At 39.1% G+C, this 18,768-nt stretch carries 14 protein-coding genes and 1 other annotated feature; of the genes, 11 read left to right on the top strand and 3 right to left on the bottom strand.

Features of this window, described 5'->3' with window-relative positions; genetic code table 11:
• The first annotated feature begins 140 nt into the window (after positions 1-140).
• Positions 141-338: a binding site (T-box leader), on the top strand.
• Positions 339-414: 76 nt separating this feature from the next.
• The gene (argS, locus tag PYW34_RS04670) at positions 415-2,106 is read left to right on the top strand and encodes an arginine--tRNA ligase (RefSeq protein WP_002293885.1); all 1,692 of its coding nucleotides are present in this window, start codon (positions 415-417) and stop codon (positions 2,104-2,106) included.
• Positions 2,107-2,451: 345 nt separating this feature from the next.
• Here argS and phnX read toward each other — a convergent pair whose 3' ends face one another.
• The 3 genes from phnX to PYW34_RS04685 all read right to left on the bottom strand — a co-directional run bounded on the left by phnX (position 2,452) and on the right by PYW34_RS04685 (position 5,017).
• A complete protein-coding gene (gene phnX, locus PYW34_RS04675) occupies positions 2,452-3,237 on the bottom strand; it encodes a phosphonoacetaldehyde hydrolase (RefSeq protein WP_002293884.1) in 786 nt (261 codons plus the stop codon).
• Positions 3,230-4,321: a 2-aminoethylphosphonate--pyruvate transaminase gene (gene phnW, locus PYW34_RS04680; protein ID WP_002326249.1), complete on the bottom strand. Its 1,092-nt coding sequence runs from the start codon at positions 4,319-4,321 to the stop codon at positions 3,230-3,232. Before phnW ends, phnX begins: the two co-directional genes overlap by 8 nt.
• Before the next feature lie 216 nt (positions 4,322-4,537).
• Positions 4,538-5,017, bottom strand: coding sequence for an arginine repressor (locus tag PYW34_RS04685; protein ID WP_002293881.1), 480 nt, complete (start codon positions 5,015-5,017; stop codon positions 4,538-4,540).
• A 358-nt stretch (positions 5,018-5,375) separates the two neighbouring features.
• On the opposite strand from PYW34_RS04685, the gene rpsB reads away from it, so the two are divergent.
• From rpsB to rimP, 10 genes are all read left to right on the top strand, one after another.
• A complete protein-coding gene (gene rpsB / locus PYW34_RS04690; protein ID WP_002293880.1) occupies positions 5,376-6,158 on the top strand; it encodes a 30S ribosomal protein S2 in 783 nt (260 codons plus the stop codon).
• Between the two features lie 98 nt (positions 6,159-6,256).
• Complete coding sequence (gene tsf, locus PYW34_RS04695; RefSeq protein WP_002293878.1) at positions 6,257-7,138, top strand: translation elongation factor Ts; 882 nt, start codon at positions 6,257-6,259, stop codon at positions 7,136-7,138.
• Between the two features lie 135 nt (positions 7,139-7,273).
• Positions 7,274-7,996, top strand: a complete 723-nt coding sequence (pyrH, locus tag PYW34_RS04700) for a UMP kinase (RefSeq protein WP_002293877.1) — start codon at positions 7,274-7,276, stop codon at positions 7,994-7,996.
• 2 nt (positions 7,997-7,998) lie between these two features.
• Entirely contained in the window at positions 7,999-8,556 is a 558-nt protein-coding gene (frr, locus tag PYW34_RS04705; RefSeq protein WP_002293875.1) for a ribosome recycling factor, read from the top strand.
• A 194-nt stretch (positions 8,557-8,750) separates the two neighbouring features.
• Positions 8,751-9,563, top strand: a complete 813-nt coding sequence (locus PYW34_RS04710; protein WP_002294134.1) for an isoprenyl transferase — start codon at positions 8,751-8,753, stop codon at positions 9,561-9,563.
• Positions 9,560-10,360: a phosphatidate cytidylyltransferase gene (locus tag PYW34_RS04715; RefSeq protein ID WP_002294135.1), complete on the top strand. Its 801-nt coding sequence runs from the start codon at positions 9,560-9,562 to the stop codon at positions 10,358-10,360. The genes PYW34_RS04710 and PYW34_RS04715 overlap by 4 nt, the downstream gene beginning before the upstream one ends.
• Positions 10,361-10,520: 160 nt before the next feature.
• On the top strand, positions 10,521-11,789 hold the full coding sequence (gene rseP / locus PYW34_RS04720) for an RIP metalloprotease RseP (protein ID WP_002294136.1): 1,269 nt from the start codon (positions 10,521-10,523) through the stop codon (positions 11,787-11,789).
• A 67-nt stretch (positions 11,790-11,856) separates the two neighbouring features.
• On the top strand, positions 11,857-13,566 hold the full coding sequence (locus PYW34_RS04725) for a proline--tRNA ligase (RefSeq protein ID WP_002294137.1): 1,710 nt from the start codon (positions 11,857-11,859) through the stop codon (positions 13,564-13,566).
• Between the two features lie 211 nt (positions 13,567-13,777).
• On the top strand, positions 13,778-18,130 hold the full coding sequence (locus PYW34_RS04730; RefSeq protein ID WP_002294138.1) for a PolC-type DNA polymerase III: 4,353 nt from the start codon (positions 13,778-13,780) through the stop codon (positions 18,128-18,130).
• A 143-nt stretch (positions 18,131-18,273) separates the two neighbouring features.
• Positions 18,274-18,747, top strand: a complete 474-nt coding sequence (rimP, locus tag PYW34_RS04735; protein ID WP_002288499.1) for a ribosome maturation factor RimP — start codon at positions 18,274-18,276, stop codon at positions 18,745-18,747.
• Positions 18,748-18,768 lie beyond the last annotated feature (21 nt).

Consider the following 18,768-nt stretch of genomic DNA (forward strand, 5'->3'; position numbering starts at 1 on the left):
AGTCTTTCGTATTTACGAAATGATTTATAGCTATCCAGGTGGTATTTCTTCTCCTTTAGGCCATCTGGATTGTTTTTTTATCAGAAACGACTAGCCTTTCGTTTTTTTTTCTGATATAATTCAAGAAAGTTTAATAAGACTAAGATTTGTTGAACAAGAGAGTACTTGTATCATTCTTGGCTAGCGAATTCGGAAGTGGTGGAAGCCGAATGAAGAAGATACAACGAAGCGCACTTGGAGAATTCTGTTTTAAACAGACGGTCGTCTACCGATATCAGATGGAGCTGGTCCTTTTTTAGGACAATTGGAGTGGTACCGCGGGAAATCTCGTCTCTAGTGATGGCATACTAAGTATGCCGTCGCTAGAGATTTTTTTTGTTTAACAATCAAGGGAGCACTTTAGGAGGAATAAAGATGAATAATAAAGATCTTGTCGCAAAAGCTGTCTATGACGCTGTCAAAGATGATTTAACACTGGAACAAGTCGAACAATTACTAGAAAATCCAAAATCAGCTGAACACGGAGATGTTGCATTTCCAGCCTTTTCATTAGCAAAAGTTTACCGAAAAGCGCCACAGCAAATCGCTGCAGATTTAGCAGAAAAAATCGATTCTGCCAACTTTGAAAAAATCGAAGTTGTCGGACCTTACTTGAACTTTTTCATGAATAAAGAACTTATCAGCAAAAAAGTTTTGCAAACAGTAGTGAAAGAAAAAGAACATTATGGGGATAGCAATATCGGGAATCAAGGAACAGTACCAATCGACATGTCTTCTCCTAATATTGCCAAACCAATCTCAATGGGACATTTGCGTTCGACAGTTATCGGTAATTCGATCGGTTTCATTATGGAAAAAATCGGTTATCAGCCAATCCGCATCAACCATTTAGGTGACTGGGGAACACAGTTTGGAAAACTGATCGTCGCTTACAAAAAATGGGGTACAGAAGAAGCTGTTAAAGCAGAACCAATCAATGAATTGCTTCGTTTATATGTCCAATTCCATGAAGTAGCTGAAACAGAACCAGAATTAAATGAAGAAGCTCGTGCTTGGTTCAAACGTCTGGAAGAAGGCGATGAAGAGGCTATTCAATTATGGCAATGGTTCCGTGATGAATCGATGAAAGAATTCAATAAAATCTATGATCTGCTGGAAGTACGTTTCGATTCGTTGAACGGTGAAGCTTTCTACAATGACAAGATGGATGAAATCGTCAAACTTTTAGAAGAAAAACATTTGCTGAACGAGGATAAAGGTGCAGAGATCGTTGACCTATCTGCTTATGACCTGAATCCAGCGTTGATTAAGAAGTCAGACGGTGCGACACTATACATTACACGTGACTTAGCTGCTGCATTGTACCGTAAACGTACTTACGACTTCAAACAATCTCTATATGTAGTAGGGAATGAACAAAGCTATCATTTTAAACAGTTGAAAGCTGTCTTGAAGGAAATGGGCTTTGACTGGTCTGACGATATGCGCCATATTCCATTTGGTTTGATCACGCAAGGTGGTAAAAAATTATCAACTCGTAAAGGAAAGATCGTCTTATTAGAAGAAGTATTAAATGAAGCAATCCAATCTGCTAAAGAACAAATCAGCGAGAAAAACCCTGATTTGGAAAACAAAGATGCTGTAGCTAAACAAGTTGGGGTTGGGGCAGTCATTTTCCACGATTTGAAAAACGATCGACTGAATACATTTGACTTTAACCTGGAAGAAGTTGTTCGATTTGAAGGAGAAACTGGACCTTATGTGCAATATACACATGCTCGTGCAGTCAGCCTGTTGGAAAAAGCAGGATTTGTCCCTTCAGAAACAGCAGACTATGCATTGAATGACGATACCAGCTGGGAAGTGGTTAAATTAGTTCAAAAATACCCTGAAACGGTCTTGTCTGCTGGGGAAAAATACGAACCGTCAGTGATTGCGAAACATGCAATCAAATTAGCACAAGCATTCAACAAATACTATGCTCATACGAAGATTTTAGCTGATGATGAACAAAAAGAAGCACGCTTAGCTCTAGTTTATGCAGTGACTGTATTATTGAAAGAAGACCTTCGTTTGCTAGGACTTCATGCACCAGATAAGATGTAAGAAAAAGAGAATGTGAAATCAGCGTTCTGATCCGAGTATTAGAGAAACAAAAGAGAAAATAGCTTTTCAAATTTTATCGTTTTTTGAGCAAATACCGAGAGTCAGCTGAATGAACACCGTTTAGTGGAGAGGTTGTCTCTTAAACACTGTTTGTTTGTAAATAAGGGGACTGTGACAAAAGTCGTGTCACAGCTCCCTTTTTTTTTCGAATAAACGGTGTTCAAAAGCTTGCATCTGCGGTAATAAGCCTAACCAAACGAAAAATATGAGGAGCTATTTTTGTTTGGCTGTTCTTATTACTTGATGCAGTACAGCTTTTTCACGACCTCTGATTTTGTATAAAAGTCATTCTGGATTCTTGTCAGCGTACAAAATGTATTCTGTTAACTCTTTTAAATTGTTTACACAAATATCAGCGCCAGCTTGTTGGAATCTAAGAGCAACAGACTGTTTTAAACGATCTTTTTTCCCCATCTCTAATTTTTGGTACTCATCATAAGAAATCCCCATTAGCGAACTACCTTCAATTACACCTACTGTCAACACTCCGGCATTTTTCCCTTCCTGGATATCTGAGACCGTATCTCCGACTTTGATTACTTCATCAACCGACTTGTTTTTGAAGTACTGCATGTTTTTATGGATCATATAAGGAAACGGTCGACCATACCCTTCGACGTCTTCAGAAGTTGCCATGAAGTCTGGTGAATACCCTTCTTTTTTTGCGGTTTCTGCTACGATTGTCATCATAGGAGCAGTAAATCCAGTCGTGGAACCAATATTGATCCCAGCGTTTCTCAACCGTTCGATCGTTTCCAATGTGTCGGGTTTCAAGGTAGAATGCTTGACCAAATCTTTAAACAGATAATGTTCAAATTGTTGATACAATTCCTCCACCTCTTTTTCCTGAGGTAGTTGTCCATAAATAGCTATCCATTGTTTTTTGACAGAAGGGAGGGAAAGAAGCTGTTGGATATGATCCCATTTTAATTTTCCCATCGGTTCGCGGATTTCTTTGTCAGTCAGTTGGATTCCTTTTTCTAGAAAAGCATTTCTAAAAGCGTGGACAGGAGCCATACAGCCAAAGTCCACAGTTGTTCCTGCCCAATCAAAAATTACAGTTTTAATCATTAACGTTCTCCTTATAGTCTTTGATAATTGCTGTCAGTTCCAAAATATCTTCCGGATAGATCTCGCCAATATTTCCGATACGAAAACATTCATGATCGCTGATTTTCCCGGGATAGATCACAAATCCGTTTTGCTTTAAATACTGATAAAAATGATTAAAATCAAATCGCCAGTCCTTAGGGTAAAGAAAAGAGGTGATGAATGGCCCCTGATATTCTTGAATGAAAGGCTGGAACCCCATCTCTGTCATTTTTTGTCGTAGTACATGATTATTGGCGAGATAACGTGAATATCGAGTTTCGATTCCTCCTTCTGCCTCTAGTTCCTTCAGCGCTTGTTGAAAAGCCAAAACCGTATGGGTAGGGGAAGTGAAACGCCATTTGCCATTCTCGTTTTCCATCACGCGGTACTGGTCATATAGATCAAGTGACAAACTTCGACTCACATTTTTTCGCTTTTCTAGTTCCGCTTTATTAGCAAGTACAAAAGAAAAGCCTGGAACACCTTGAATACATTTGTTTGAGCTGGAAATCAAAAAATCAATCCCTAGTTCGGCTACACGAATCGGTATCCCACCAAAGCTTGACATCGCGTCCACTATAAACAAAAGATCTTTTTCTTGTGTGACAGCAGCAATCTCTTCCAAATTATTCAAAATACCGGAAGTAGTCTCGCTATGGACCATTGCTAGTGCGGAGATAGAGGGATTCTCTTCAATCAGCTGTGTAATCACATGAGCTTGGAGGATTTGATGTTCCGATACCTCATAAACGGTATAGTTCAGTTTCAGACATTCGCACATGTTGATCATTCGTTGTCCATATGCGCCGTTTGAACAAATCAGTACAGTATCTTCTGGCCTGATCACAGAACTTAATACCGATTCTACCCCAAAGGAGCCGCTACCTTGCATTAAGACCGTTGTGTATATTCCTTCCGATACTTGAGCAAGATCCAATAATTTTTTTCTTATCCATTGTGTAATTTCTTTGTATTCTTGATCCCAAGTACAATGATCGATCAGCATAGCATTTTTCACTGTTTCAGAAGTCGTCAATGGTCCAGGAGTTAATAATTTATACATATGATTTCCTTTCATTTCTTTTTTGAAATACACAAAGAGCAAGAAGCTGCTCTTGTTAACATCCAATATAAATGATGATTATTGTGATTCAATCAAGGTGTTGAAAAAATTGAATAAAAAATGATGTATTTTTGTAAAGAGTGTAAAGGTTTATTTAATAAGGAAAATATTGAAAATAAAAAAACACGCATTCCATATTAGGAATACGTGCTCTGATTAAAAAAGTGATACTTCAGTTGGATGGTGAAGAAATTCTTCTACTCGTTTTGCGTCCTCCTCATTTTCCGAGATGACCATGATCGTATCGAATCCAGCAATTGTACTGACAATAGAGGGAGGTTTGATCTCATCTAAAACAGATGCAAATAAATGAGCATTGTCTGGCAAGGTATTGACGATCGTCAAAAAGTGGACTCGTTCGACTTTCAATACAATGTCTTCAATCATTTGAACCAGCCGATCCTCTTCCTCAGTCCTAGTCTCAGGAGTTCCTTTTTCGCGAAACAATACGAAGCGGGAAACGCCATTTTCATCAGGTGCCTTCACGATTTTTAGATCACGGATATCTCGAGAAATCGTTGCCTGCGTGGCGGTAACGCCATAATGCCCAAGTTTGTTTAATAGTTCTTCTTGCGTACGGATCGGGAATTCTTCAATGACTTGTTTAATCAGCAAATGTCTTTGAGCTTTGCGCATTTTCTTTCTCCTTTACGAAAGATTTCACATGTATCATAACAAAAAAAAGAAGGATTGCCCAATAATATTCGTCTTTTATACCTAAAATTATTTTATGGAAAAAGGATAATAAAGAAACAAAGAGAAATCTACTGTTTTTCTTGAATTCTTTTTATCTTTCAGGTAAACTATTGAATGTTGAGCAGAAAAGTATATTTGCTCTTGCGATACGGATCTTTTGTCTGTATAATAGCTGAGGGTGCTTTATGCATCAGCAAATCCACATTCTTATTGGATTGTCGGTAGGTGCTTGAAAAAGTTTGCCGGCAAGGTAGAAGATAAGAAGAGGAAAAATAAAACCAAATCGGAGGAAACAAACATGGCAGTAATTTCTATGAAACAATTACTAGAAGCCGGCGTACACTTTGGTCACCAAACTCGTCGCTGGAATCCAAAAATGAAGAAATATATCTTCACAGAAAGAAACGGAATCTACATCATTGACTTGCAAAAAACAGTTAAATTAGTAGATGCAGCTTATGATTACATGAAGAGCGTTGCTGAAGAAGGCGGCGTAGCATTATTCGTAGGTACAAAAAAACAAGCACAAGAAGCAATCAAAGAAGAAGCAACTCGTGCAGGACAATACTTCGTTAACCATCGTTGGTTAGGCGGAACATTGACAAACTGGGATACTATCCAAAAACGTATCAGCCGTTTGAAACAAATCAATGCAATGGAAGAAGATGGAACTTTTGAAGTTCTACCTAAAAAAGAAGTTGCTGGTTTGAACAAAGAACGTGAACGTCTTGAAAAATTCTTAGGCGGTATCGCTGATATGCCAAGAATCCCAGATGTAATGTACATCGTTGACCCACGTAAAGAACGTATTGCTGTTCAAGAAGCACACAAATTAAATATCCCAATCGTAGCTATGGTTGATACAAACTGCGATCCAGATGAAATCGACGTAGTAATCCCTTCAAACGACGATGCAATTCGTGCCGTTAAATTGATTACTTCAAAAATGGCTGATGCTTTCATCGAAGGAAACCAAGGTGAAGATCAAGTAGTTGAAGAAGATTTCACAGAAGAAAACACAGCAACATCAATCGAAGAAATCGTAGATGTTGTTGAAGGCGACAATTCTTCAGCAGAATAATTTTGAATGATGGAGCTGTTTCAAAGGCTGGGCGACAAGCCTCACTCTCCTTTGAAGCAGCTTTTTTTAAAAAGAAAAACACACAGGAGGAGTTAAACATGGCAGACGTTACAGCTAAAATGGTAAAAGAACTACGCGAAATGACTGGCGTAGGAATGATGGATGCGAAAAAAGCATTAGTTGAAGTAGAAGGCGACATGGAAAAAGCAGTTGATCTTTTACGTGAAAAAGGAATGGCAAAGGCTGCGAAGAAAAATGACCGCATTGCAGCTGAAGGATTGGCTTCAGTTGCTGTGAAAGGTAACACTGCAGCAATCGTTGAAGTAAACTCAGAAACAGACTTTGTTTCTAAAAACGAAATGTTCCAAGATTTAGTAAAAGAAATTGCAGAACTTGTTGCTGAAAACAAACCAGCAGACATGGAAGCTGCAATGAAAATCAAAACAGATAAAGGTACAATTGAATCTGACTTGATCGAAGCAACTCAAGTTATCGGAGAAAAAATCAGCTTCCGTCGCTTTGAAGTTGTAGAAAAAGACGACAATGCTGCATTTGGTGGATACTTGCATATGGGCGGACGTATTGCCGTATTGACTGTTCTAGATGGAACAACTGACGAAACAGTTGCAAGAGACGTAGCTATGCACGTAGCAGCTATCAATCCTCGTTATGTAAACGAATCACAAATTCCAGAAGCTGAATTAGAACATGAAAAAACTGTTCTTACAGAACAAGCATTGAACGAAGGCAAACCAGCGAATATCGTTGAAAAAATGGTAGAAGGACGCTTGAAGAAATTCAAAGCAGAAATCGCTTTGGTGGACCAACCATTCGTTAAAGATCCTGATATGACTGTTGAAAAATACGTTGCATCAAAAGGCGCAACTGTTAAAACATTCGTACGTTTCGAAGTTGGCGAAGGTATCGAAAAACGCGAAGATAACTTTGTAGAAGAAGTTATGAGCCAAGTGAAAAAATAATTCTGTTGAATAACAGACGGGAACGCACGGTTTGTGCGCTCCCTTTTTTTAAGCAAAACAAGAAAAACCAGTCTTAGAGTGTCGAAATCATCTAAGTATGGTAAAATGGCAATAGAAAATATTGGAGGAATGAACATGGTCACACCGAAATATCAGCGTGTAGTCTTAAAATTGAGTGGAGAAGCTTTAGCTGGGGATGCAGGATTTGGAATCAAACCACCAGTAATCAAAGAAATCATCCAAGAAATCAAAGAAGTTCACGAGCTGGGCGTTGAAATGGCAATCGTTGTGGGTGGCGGAAATATCTGGCGCGGACAAATCGGAGCACAAATGGGCATGGAACGTGCTCAAGCTGATTACATGGGTATGTTAGCTACAGTTATGAATGCCTTAGCTTTACAGGATACGTTGGAAAACGTGGGTGTACCGACACGCGTGCAAACTTCGATTGAAATGCGTCAAATCGCAGAGCCATATATTCGCCGTAAAGCAGAACGTCATTTAGAAAAAGGACGGATCGTTATCTTTGCAGGCGGTACCGGCAACCCGTACTTCTCGACAGACACAACAGCAGCATTACGAGCGGCAGAAATCGGCGCAGATGTTATCCTGATGGCTAAAAACAATGTAGACGGTGTTTATTCTGCTGATCCGAAAGTAGATGCAAATGCAGTAAAATTTGAAGAACTGACTCATCTGGAAGTTATTGCCAAAGGATTACAAGTCATGGATTCAACTGCAAGTTCACTAAGCATGGATAATGATATTCCACTGCTTGTCTTCAATTTAAATGAACACGGAAATATTCGCCGTGCAATCTTAGGCGAAAATATCGGAACAACTGTAAGGGGGAAATAAAAATGGCAGATGCAATTATGACAGAAGCAAAAGAAAAAATGAAAAAAGCAGCACAAAATCTTCAACGTGAACTTGGGCAAATCCGCGCAGGCCGTGCGAACGCTAGCCTTTTGGACCGTATTACTGTGAACTACTACGGTGCGCCAACACCATTGAACCAAATGGCATCAATCCAAATTCCAGAAGCACGTGTTTTAATGATCACACCTTTTGACAAGAGCATTCTTCAAGATGTTGAAAAAGCTATTATGGCAAGTGATATCGGAATCAGTCCAACCAATGATGGAAATGTCATTCGCTTAGTTATCCCGCAACTGACAGAAGAACGCAGAAAAGAATTAGCTAAAGATGTGAAAAAAGAAGCAGAAAATGCAAAAATCGCGATTCGTAACATCCGTCGTGATGCGATCGATGAATATAAAAAACAACAAAAAAATGGTGATATTACCGAAGATGATTTGCGCGGATTAGAAAAAGACGTACAAACATTGACAGATAACAGCATTAAAGAAGTAGATAAGATCGCTGCTGATAAAGAAAAAGAATTATTGGAAGTTTAATAAAATCATAAAAACAGAGGGGCGGATCATTCCGCTTCCTCTGTTTTTATTTATATTTCTTTTATTTAAAAATTAAAAAAAGAAAAAATTATTCAGTTTTTAAATAAAAAAACAATGATTTCATAGGAAAAACAGTTAGATATTGCTATAATACTTAAGATAGTGGGAATCTTTTAAGTATAGGAGGAAAAAGAATGTTACGTTTTTTTCCGCAAAAAAACAAATATATTCAAGAAAAAAGCGAATTTCAATTTAATACCGATGGACCAATTCCTCAGCACATTGCCATCATCATGGACGGCAATGGTCGTTGGGCGCAAAACCGTCGTTTGCCACGAGTTGCTGGCCATAAAGAAGGCATGGAAACAGTAAAGAAAGTCACAAAAAAAGCATCAAGGCTTGGAGTGAAAGTGTTGACGCTTTATGCCTTTTCGACTGAAAACTGGAAGCGACCAAAAGATGAAGTAAGTTTTCTCATGCAACTACCTGTCGACTTCTTTGATACGTTCGTACCAGAATTGATTAAAGAAAATGTCAAAGTTCATGTCATGGGTTATGAAAACGTATTGCCAGAACATACGCAAGATGCTGTAAGACGTGCAATTGAGCAAACAAAAAACAATACTGGAATGGTATTGAATTTTGCTTTGAATTATGGAAGTAGAGCAGAGATCGTGACTGCTGTCCAAGAAATTGCCGAAGAAGTAGCAAAAGGAGAAATACACGCAGAAGAAATCGATGATGAATTGATTGCTAAGCATTTAATGACAGGTTTCTTGCCTAAAGAGTTACAAGATCCTGAGCTGATGATCCGTACAAGTGGAGAAGAGCGAATTAGTAATTTTCTGTTATGGCAGATCGCATATAGTGAGCTGTATTTTACAAAAGCGCTTTGGCCTGATTTTGATGGTGCGCATCTTGAAGAAGCAATCGCCTCTTATCAAAATCGAGACCGTCGATTCGGCGGTGTAAAAAAAACAGAAGATGAGAAAGGGGATCAGTCATGAAACAACGTGTGATCACAGCAGCTGTGGCGCTAGTCTTGTTTATTCCGATTATATGGATCGGAGGCATAGCGGTTGAGCTTACAGCAGCAATCTTAGCGGTAGTAGGAGTTTACGAGCTGTTCCGGATGAAAGGATTGACACTCTTAAGTTTTGAAGGAGTTTTATCCGCCGTTGGTGCAGTGTTACTTGTTTTGCCAAAAGAAAGATGGTTTTTCTTTCTTCCAGAGAATGTAAGTACATTTATGTTATTTTATCTTATAGTTATGATTCTTTTAGGAACATCAGTTATTTCTAAAAATACGTATACGATTGATGAAGCAGGTTTTCCTGTGCTTGTCAGCTTGTATGTGGGAATAGGTTTCCAGAATTTTGTCAATGCACGAACAGAAAGCTTGGCTGTTTTGATATTTGGTCTATTTATTGTTTGGGCAACTGATATCGGAGCATATATGGTTGGTCGACGTTATGGTCAGCATAAGTTAAGTCCTGATATTTCGCCCAACAAAACGATTGAAGGTGCGCTCGGTGGTATCGGTAGTGCTGTTGTAGTCGCATTTCTTTATTTATTGCTATACCCAGCAAAAGAACTATTCAATCATGGTATGTTTGTCATGCTTCTGATGACGATTATTTTTTCAGCAGTCGGACAATTTGGTGATTTGGTCGAATCTGCAATCAAACGTCATTATGATGTGAAAGACTCGGGAAATATCTTACCAGGCCATGGTGGAATCTTAGACCGTTTCGACAGTTTGCTGTTTGTATTTCCTATCATGCATTTATTTGGCATTATTTAGTAAGTATACCTGCGTTTCTTTGTGAATTTCATAAAAGACGCAGGTTTTTATTTTTCATTATATTGATACTATTGGTGTCTTTGGTATACTATGGTAAAATTATAGTGTTTTATCGTTGTTTTATAAAAAACACAAAAAACAAGTAAAGGAGAAAAAAGCTATGAAAACGATTCTGACATTTATCATCGTTTTTGGTATATTAGTGATTGTTCATGAGTTTGGTCATTTCTTCTTTGCGAAACGATCAGGAATCCTCGTCCGCGAATTTGCTATCGGTATGGGTCCGAAAATTTATGGGCATCAAGCAAAAGACGGGACAACATATACGCTTCGCCTATTACCTATTGGCGGTTATGTTCGAATGGCAGGCAATGGGGATGATGAAACAGAAATGGCACCAGGAATGCCTCTTTCTCTTTTACTAAATTCTGACGGCATCGTAGAGAAGATAAATTTAAGTAAGAAAATCCAATTGACAAATGCTATCCCGATGGAATTGAGCCGTTATGATTTAGAAGATGAGCTGACTATCACTGGTTATGTGAATGGAGACGAAACAGAAGTAGTAACCTACCCTGTTGATCACGATGCGACGATTATTGAAAACGACGGAACAGAAATCAGAATTGCGCCAAAAGACGTACAGTTCCAATCGGCTAAATTGTGGCAGCGTATGCTGACCAACTTTGCTGGACCCATGAATAACTTTATTTTGGCAATCGTGTTATTCATCATTCTGGCATTTATGCAAGGTGGTGTTCAAGTGACGAACACTAATCGCGTAGGAGAGATCATGCCTAATGGAGCTGCGGCAGAAGCAGGCTTAAAAGAAAATGATGAGGTAGTCAGTGTGGACGGAAAAGAAATCCATTCATGGAATGATCTGACAACAGTCATTACGAAAAATCCAGGTAAAACATTAGACTTTAAGATCGAACGAGAAGGTCAGGTGCAATCTGTCGACGTGACACCGAAATCTGTAGAGTCAAATGGCGAAAAAGTTGGCCAACTTGGTATAAAAGCCCCAATGAATACAGGTTTTATGGATAAGATCATTGGAGGGACGCGTCAAGCTTTCAGCGGTTCATTGGAAATTTTCAAAGCCTTAGGATCACTATTTACAGGTTTCAGTTTAGATAAATTAGGCGGACCTGTCATGATGTACCAATTGTCTTCAGAAGCAGCAAATCAAGGTGTAACAACTGTTATTAGTTTGATGGCGCTTCTTTCAATGAATCTCGGAATCGTCAATCTGCTTCCGATTCCTGCCTTAGATGGCGGGAAATTAGTCTTGAATATTTTTGAAGGGATTCGCGGGAAACCATTAAGTCAAGAAAAAGAAGGAATATTGACATTAGCTGGCTTTGGATTTTTAATGTTGTTGATGGTGCTAGTTACATGGAACGATATTCAACGATTCTTTTTCTAGAAAAAGTTGACAAATAGGGTATAATAACAAACGATAACTATTTTGAGGAAATAAAGGAGTATATAGAATGAGACAATCAAAAATGTTGATTCCAACATTACGCGAAGTTCCAAATGATGCAGAAGTATTAAGCCATCAAATCTTGCTAAGAGCTGGATATATCCGCCAAGTATCAGCGGGTATTTATTCATATCTGCCATTAGCAAATCGTGTATTGGAAAAACTGAAACGCATTATGCGGGAAGAATTTGAAAAAATCGGAGCGGTAGAAATGCTGATGCCTGCCATCTTGCCAGCAGAACTTTGGGAAGAATCCGGGCGTTACGAAACATATGGACCAAACTTGTATCGTTTCAAAGACCGCAATGATCGAAAAATGATCCTTGGACCAACTCACGAAGAAACTTTTACTGATTTGATGCGTAATGAAATCAATTCATATAAGAAATTACCTTTAAATCTTTATCAAATCCAACCTAAATATCGTGACGAAAAACGACCTCGCTTCGGTTTGCTTCGCGGAAGAGAGTTTATCATGAAAGATGCATATTCTTTCCATGCAACGGAAGAAAGTTTGGACGAGACATATAAAGATTACGAAAAAGCCTATACCGAAGTATTCAAGCGTTGTGGCTTAGAATTTCGCTCGATCATCGGAGACGGCGGCGCAATGGGCGGGAAAGACTCAAAGGAATTCATGGCGATCTCAGAAATCGGGGAGGATACGATCTGTTATTCGACTGAAAGTGATTATGCTGCAAACTTGGAGATGGCTACAAGCTACTATGTATCAAAAAAATCGCATGAAACACAGCTTGAATTGGAGAAAGTAGCTACACCTAACGTAAAATCAATTGACGAAGTAGCAGATTTCTTTTCTGTTGAACCTCAAAAAATCATCAAGTCTGTATTGTTCATTGCGGATGAACAACCTGTCCTTGTTTTGGTACGTGGAGACCATGAAGTCAATGACGTAAAACTGAAAAACTTTTTATCTGCTGACTTTTTAGAAGAAGCAACAGAAGAAGAAGCACAAAAATATCTAGGTGCTGAGTTTGGTTCTGTCGGACCAGTCGGTGTTTCAGATGACGTAAAAGTATATGCAGACCGTTATGTCCAAGATTTAGCGAATGCCATTACTGGAGCGAACGAAACAGGATTCCACTATAAAAATGTGAATCCAGAACGCGATTTCACTGTGCTTTCTTATGAAGATCTTCGTTTTGTACAAGAAGGAGATCCTTCACCAGACAACAACGGTGTTCTTGCCTTTACTCGAGGAATCGAAATCGGACATATATTCAAAATCGGCACTCGTTACAGTGAATCTATGGGAGCAACTGTACTAGACGAAAATGGACGAGAAAAATTTGTGATTATGGGCTGTTATGGTATCGGTGTAAGTCGTTTATTATCAGCAATCGTAGAACAACATTCAGATGAACAAGGAATCAATTGGCCAAAAGGAATTGCGCCATTTGATCTGCATATCGTCCAAATGAATCTAAAAGACGAATACCAAACAAGCCTGACGAATGAACTAGAAGAAGCGATGACAAAAGCTGGCTATGAAGTACTGGTTGATGACAGAAATGAACGCGCAGGAGTGAAATTCGCGGATTCTGATTTGATTGGCTGTCCAATCAGAATCACTGTCGGTAAAAAAGCAGTGGATGGAATCGTAGAAGTGAAAATCAAGAAAACTGGCGAAATGGTTGAAGTACGTAAAGAAGAATTGGCGAATACTTTACCAATCCTCTTGAACCAAGGCGAATAATAAGCGTTAAAACACAGAAAATAAAAATAGCTGAATCAGCTGTTTTTGACAATCTGATGATTCGCTTTTAAAATTGGAACTGCGATTTGAATCGCAGTTCCAATTTTTTAATGTAAAACTCAGAAAAAACGAGTATACTAAAAGGTACTGAAAAAGAAGAGGATAAGATGCGATCAATTGCATTGTTTCTCATCAGAAAGGGCGTATATCTTTGTCAGAAAAACGAGATTTATTTGAAAAACTGTTGGAACAAATCCAACTAGAGGAAGCAGAAAAAAATCATCCACTGCTTACTGCTGGTGAAATGGATAGTGTAGTGGTCCATCGTAAATCGCGTTTATGGGAATTTACGCTACATTTTTCCAAAATTTTGCCTATTATGCTATATCGGTCATTGACTCAGCATCTGACTATCGCTTTTAAAGATATTGCACAAGTCAAACTGAATATCTTAGCAGATGACCAGACATTCGATGAACAGCTCTTGCAAGATTACTGGGCCCAAGCTTTGGAAAATCAGCAATGCGATACACCACTAGCACAGCAAGTATTGAAAACGCAGGTACCTGTGATAAAAGATCGTAAAGTCATCTTGCCAATCGACAGTACAGGAGCTATTTCTTATTTGAAGCAACAATACTTGCCATTAGTAGAAGAGTTGTTCGTCAGTTACGGATTCCCAAAATTTCGTATCGAACCAGAAGTGGATGAGCAGCAAGCGGAACGTGTATTGAAACTTTTTGAAGAACGCAAACAAGAACAGGCAGAAGCCTTTATGAAGCAAGCAGCTGAAAGTCTAGTTGTCCACGAACAAAAGAAAAAGGAAAGAAAAGAGCAATCGCCAGCTCTTGAAGGACCCATCCAGCTAGGACGAAATATTCCAGCCGATGAACCAACGACACCAATGATCAGTATCGTTGAAGAAGAACGAAGAGTCACACTTGAGGGGTACGTATTCGACAAAGAAGTCAGAGAACTACGTTCAAAACGCAAGATCTTGACTTTGAAAATCACAGATTATACTTCATCATTTATCGTCAAAAAATTCTCGAACGGCGAAAAAGATGAACAAGTATTTGATGCGATCAGTGTCGGTAGCTGGTTAAAGGTACGAGGAAGTATTCAAGAAGATACGTTTGTCCGTGATTTGGTCATGAATGCGCAAGATATCATAGAAGTCAAACATACACCTCGCAAAGATTATGCTCCTGAAGGGGAAAAACGAGTAGAGCTTCATGTTCATAGCAATATGAGTACGATGGATGCAACAAACAGCATCTCTGATCTTGTGGCACAAGCAGGAAAATGGGGACACCGAGCTATCGCCATTACAGACCATGGTGGTGCGCAAGCCTTTCCGGAAGCACATAGTGCTGGAAAAAAAGCAGGTGTGAAAATCTTATACGGCGTGGAAGCGAATGTCGTAGATGATGGTGTCCCAATTGCTTATAATGATGCACATGAAGCATTGAGTGAAGCCACATACGTCGTATTTGACGTGGAAACGACAGGATTGTCTGCAGTATATGACACGATCATCGAGCTAGCCGCAGTCAAAATGTATAAAGGAAATGTGATCGAAAGCTTTGATGAATTTATCGATCCAGGACATCCATTGTCACGAACAACGGTAGATCTGACTGGTATCACGGATGAAATGGTTCGAGGGTCAAAGTCGGAAGAAGAAGTATTGCGGATGTTCCTTGAATTTTCAAAAGATACAATTTTGGTAGCCCACAACGCGGCTTTTGATATGGGGTTCTTGAATACTAGCTACGCAAGGTATGGTATTCCTGAAGCGGCCAATCCAGTCATTGATACGTTGGAATTAGCTAGATATCTGTATCCTCAATTCAAACGTTTCGGATTAGGTGTGTTATCTAAAAAGTTTGGTGTTAGCTTGGAACAGCATCACCGAGCAATCTATGATGCTGAAGCAACTGGTCACTTAGCATGGATCTTTGTGAAAGAGGCAATGGACAATCATAACATGCTTTATCATGATCAGCTAAATGAGCATATCGGAGAAGGAGATTCTTACAAAAGGGCTCGACCTTTCCATGTAACGATTTTAGCAAAAAATCAGGCAGGACTGAAAGATTTGTTCAAACTGATTTCAATGTCGAATGTCGAATACTTCGAACGCGTCCCACGAATACCACGCTCCCAATTGAAAAAGATGCGTGAAAATCTATTGATCGGCTCAGCTTGTGATAAGGGAGAAATATTCGAAGCCATGATGCAAAAAGGGGTAGAAGAGGCAAGAAACCGAGCAAAATTCTATGATTATATTGAAGTTATGCCAAAAGCGGTCTATGCGCCTTTGATCGAGCAAGAATTGGTAAAAAATGAACATGATTTGGAAGAAATTATCCAAAATTTGGTAGAAATCGGAAAAAGTTTGGATAAAATCGTTGTTGCAACAGGTAATGTACATTATCTGAACGAAGAAGATGCCATTTACCGAAAAATTTTGATCAATTCTATGGGCGGAGCGAATCCGTTGAATCGTCATAGTTTGCCGGATGTCCATTTCCGAACAACCGATGAGATGCTAACTGCATTTCACTTTTTAGGGGAAGAAACAGCGAAAGAGATCGTAGTAGAAAATACGAATAAAATCGCAGATATCTGCGAAGAAGTGATTCCAGTCAAAGATGAACTTTATACACCGAAGATTCCAGGTTCAGAAGATGAAATATCAGAATTGAGTTACACAAAAGCAAAACAAATGTACGGAGATCCGTTACCTGAGATCATTCAAAAACGATTAGAAAAAGAGTTGAATTCTATTAATGGTAATGGCTTCTCGGTTATTTATCTGATCGCCCAAAAACTAGTGCATAAAAGTAATGAAGATGGCTATCTAGTAGGTTCACGTGGCTCTGTTGGCTCTAGCTTTGTTGCGACGATGACAGGAATCACTGAAGTTAATCCATTAGCCCCTCATTATTATTGTCCAGAGTGCCAATATTCCGAGTTTTTTGAAGATGGTACGTATGGTTCTGGATTTGACATGCCAGAAAAACAATGTCCAAAATGTGGTGCACGCTTAAACAAAGACGGTCATGATATTCCATTTGAGACATTTTTAGGATTCCATGGAGACAAAGTGCCCGATATTGATTTGAACTTCTCAGGTGATTATCAAGCAGAAGCCCATAACTATACGAAAGTATTGTTTGGCGAAGACTATGTTTACCGTGCCGGAACGATTGGTACAGTCGCCGACAAAACAGCATATGGCTATGTAAAAGGATACGAAAGGGACAATAATCTGCAGTTTCGAAGTGCAGAAGTCGACAGATTAGCAAAAGGCGCTACTGGAGTCAAACGGACAACCGGCCAGCATCCAGGGGGGATCATCGTTATTCCCGATTATATGGATGTCTATGATTTTACGCCGATCCAATATCCAGCAGACGATCAAAATTCAGAATGGAAAACGACTCATTTTGATTTCCACTCGATTCACGATAATGTATTGAAATTAGATATTCTAGGGCATGATGACCCAACTGTTATTCGGATGCTTCAAGATTTATCAGGGATCGACCCACAAACGATCCCTACGGATGACCCGGAAGTGATGCGGATATTTGCCGGTCCTGAAGTACTTGGAGTAAGTCAGGAACAAATTTATTCCAAAACAGGGACATTAGGTATTCCAGAATTCGGCACTCGTTTTGTTCGAGGGATGTTAGAAGAAACGCATCCTACAACTTTTGCAGAACTACTGCAAATTTCCGGACTATCTCATGGTACAGACGTATGGTTAGGAAATGCGGAAGAATTGATTCGACGAGGAGATGCGACACTGGCGGAAGTAATCGGCTGTCGTGATGATATTATGGTTTATTTGATCCATGCTGGATTAGATAGCGGGATGGCATTTAAAATCATGGAAACTGTTCGTAAAGGACAATGGAACAAGATCCCTGATGAATTGCGAGAAACCTATCTATCGGCGATGAAAGAAAATAATGTGCCCGACTGGTATATCGATTCTTGTTCAAAAATCAAATATATGTTTCCGAAAGCCCATGCTGCAGCTTACGTATTGATGGCTCTTCGTGTCGCTTATTTCAAGGTTTATTTCCCTATTTTGTATTACTGTGCATACTTTTCTGTACGTGCAGACGACTTTGATCTAGTCTCCATGTGCAAAGGAAAAGATGCTGTGAAACAAGCAATGAAAGAAATCACGGACAAGGGATTAGATGCTTCCGTAAAAGAAAAGAATCAACTGACAGTGCTGGAGTTAGCCAATGAAATGCTGGAACGAGGATTCAAATTTGGAATGATTGATTTGTATAAATCGGATGCCGTTAACTTTGTTATTGAAGGTGATACGTTGATCGCACCATTTAGAGCTGTCCCAAGTTTGGGAACCAACGTGGCGAAACAAATCGTTGAAGCAAGAAAAGACGGTCCATTTTTATCCAAAGAAGATCTTGCCACCCGCGGTAAAGTTTCAAAAACATTGATCGAATATATGAACGACAATGGCGTATTGAAAGATCTACCAGATGAAAATCAATTATCGTTATTCGATATGCTATAAGCATCTGTTTTCCTGTCTGCTTGTAATTTTAAGCAGAGTATGGTATAGTTCTTATAGGTAATGATACTAACTGTGAGTGAGCGGATTTTTCGCTCACTCTTTTTAATGGAATTACGCACTTAATTTTTAAGGAGGCGAAACTTTTGAGTAGCGTCGTTGAAACAGTCACAGAAATGGTGACACCGATTTTAGATGAACAAAATTTTGAACTTGTCGAAGTCGAATTTGTAAAAGAAGGAAAAAGCTGGTTCTTACGAGTATTTATTGACAAAGAAGGCGGTATCGATATCGAAGAATGCGCCTTTGTCAGTGAGAAACTGAGTGAAAAACTTGATGCAGCAGATCCAGATCCGATTCCTCAAGCTTATTTCCTGGAGGTATCCTCCCCGGGAGCAGAGCGGCCATTGAAAAAAGAAAGCGACTATGAAAAGGCACTTGGTGATTATGTCCATGTCTCCTTATACCAACCAGTAGATGGCGAAAAACAATATGAAGGATTTCTTCAATCATTTGATGCTGAACAGCTTACATTGAAAATACGCATAAAAACACGAGAAAAAGAATTGACTTTTGACCGAAAAAATATTGCAAAAGCTCGCTTAGCTATCCAATTTTAATCACGGAGAGGAATCAGAAAA

Origin of the sequence: Enterococcus faecium (genome assembly GCF_029023785.1) — a bacterium.
Taxonomy (GTDB): domain Bacteria; phylum Bacillota; class Bacilli; order Lactobacillales; family Enterococcaceae; genus Enterococcus_B; species Enterococcus_B faecium.

What these genes read in the sequence shown, in the direction of transcription:
- argS (WP_002293885.1), top strand. Translation starts at nt 415, where the DNA reads ATGAATAATAAAGATCTTGTCGCAAAAGCTGTCTATGACGCTGTCAAA.
- phnX (WP_002293884.1), bottom strand. Translation starts at nt 3,237, where the DNA reads ATGATTAAAACTGTAATTTTTGATTGGGCAGGAACAACTGTGGACTTT.
- phnW (WP_002326249.1), bottom strand. Translation starts at nt 4,321, where the DNA reads ATGTATAAATTATTAACTCCTGGACCATTGACGACTTCTGAAACAGTG.
- PYW34_RS04685 (WP_002293881.1), bottom strand. Translation starts at nt 5,017, where the DNA reads ATGCGCAAAGCTCAAAGACATTTGCTGATTAAACAAGTCATTGAAGAA.
- rpsB (WP_002293880.1), top strand. Translation starts at nt 5,376, where the DNA reads ATGGCAGTAATTTCTATGAAACAATTACTAGAAGCCGGCGTACACTTT.
- tsf (WP_002293878.1), top strand. Translation starts at nt 6,257, where the DNA reads ATGGCAGACGTTACAGCTAAAATGGTAAAAGAACTACGCGAAATGACT.
- pyrH (WP_002293877.1), top strand. Translation starts at nt 7,274, where the DNA reads ATGGTCACACCGAAATATCAGCGTGTAGTCTTAAAATTGAGTGGAGAA.
- frr (WP_002293875.1), top strand. Translation starts at nt 7,999, where the DNA reads ATGGCAGATGCAATTATGACAGAAGCAAAAGAAAAAATGAAAAAAGCA.
- PYW34_RS04710 (WP_002294134.1), top strand. Translation starts at nt 8,751, where the DNA reads ATGTTACGTTTTTTTCCGCAAAAAAACAAATATATTCAAGAAAAAAGC.
- PYW34_RS04715 (WP_002294135.1), top strand. Translation starts at nt 9,560, where the DNA reads ATGAAACAACGTGTGATCACAGCAGCTGTGGCGCTAGTCTTGTTTATT.
- rseP (WP_002294136.1), top strand. Translation starts at nt 10,521, where the DNA reads ATGAAAACGATTCTGACATTTATCATCGTTTTTGGTATATTAGTGATT.
- PYW34_RS04725 (WP_002294137.1), top strand. Translation starts at nt 11,857, where the DNA reads ATGAGACAATCAAAAATGTTGATTCCAACATTACGCGAAGTTCCAAAT.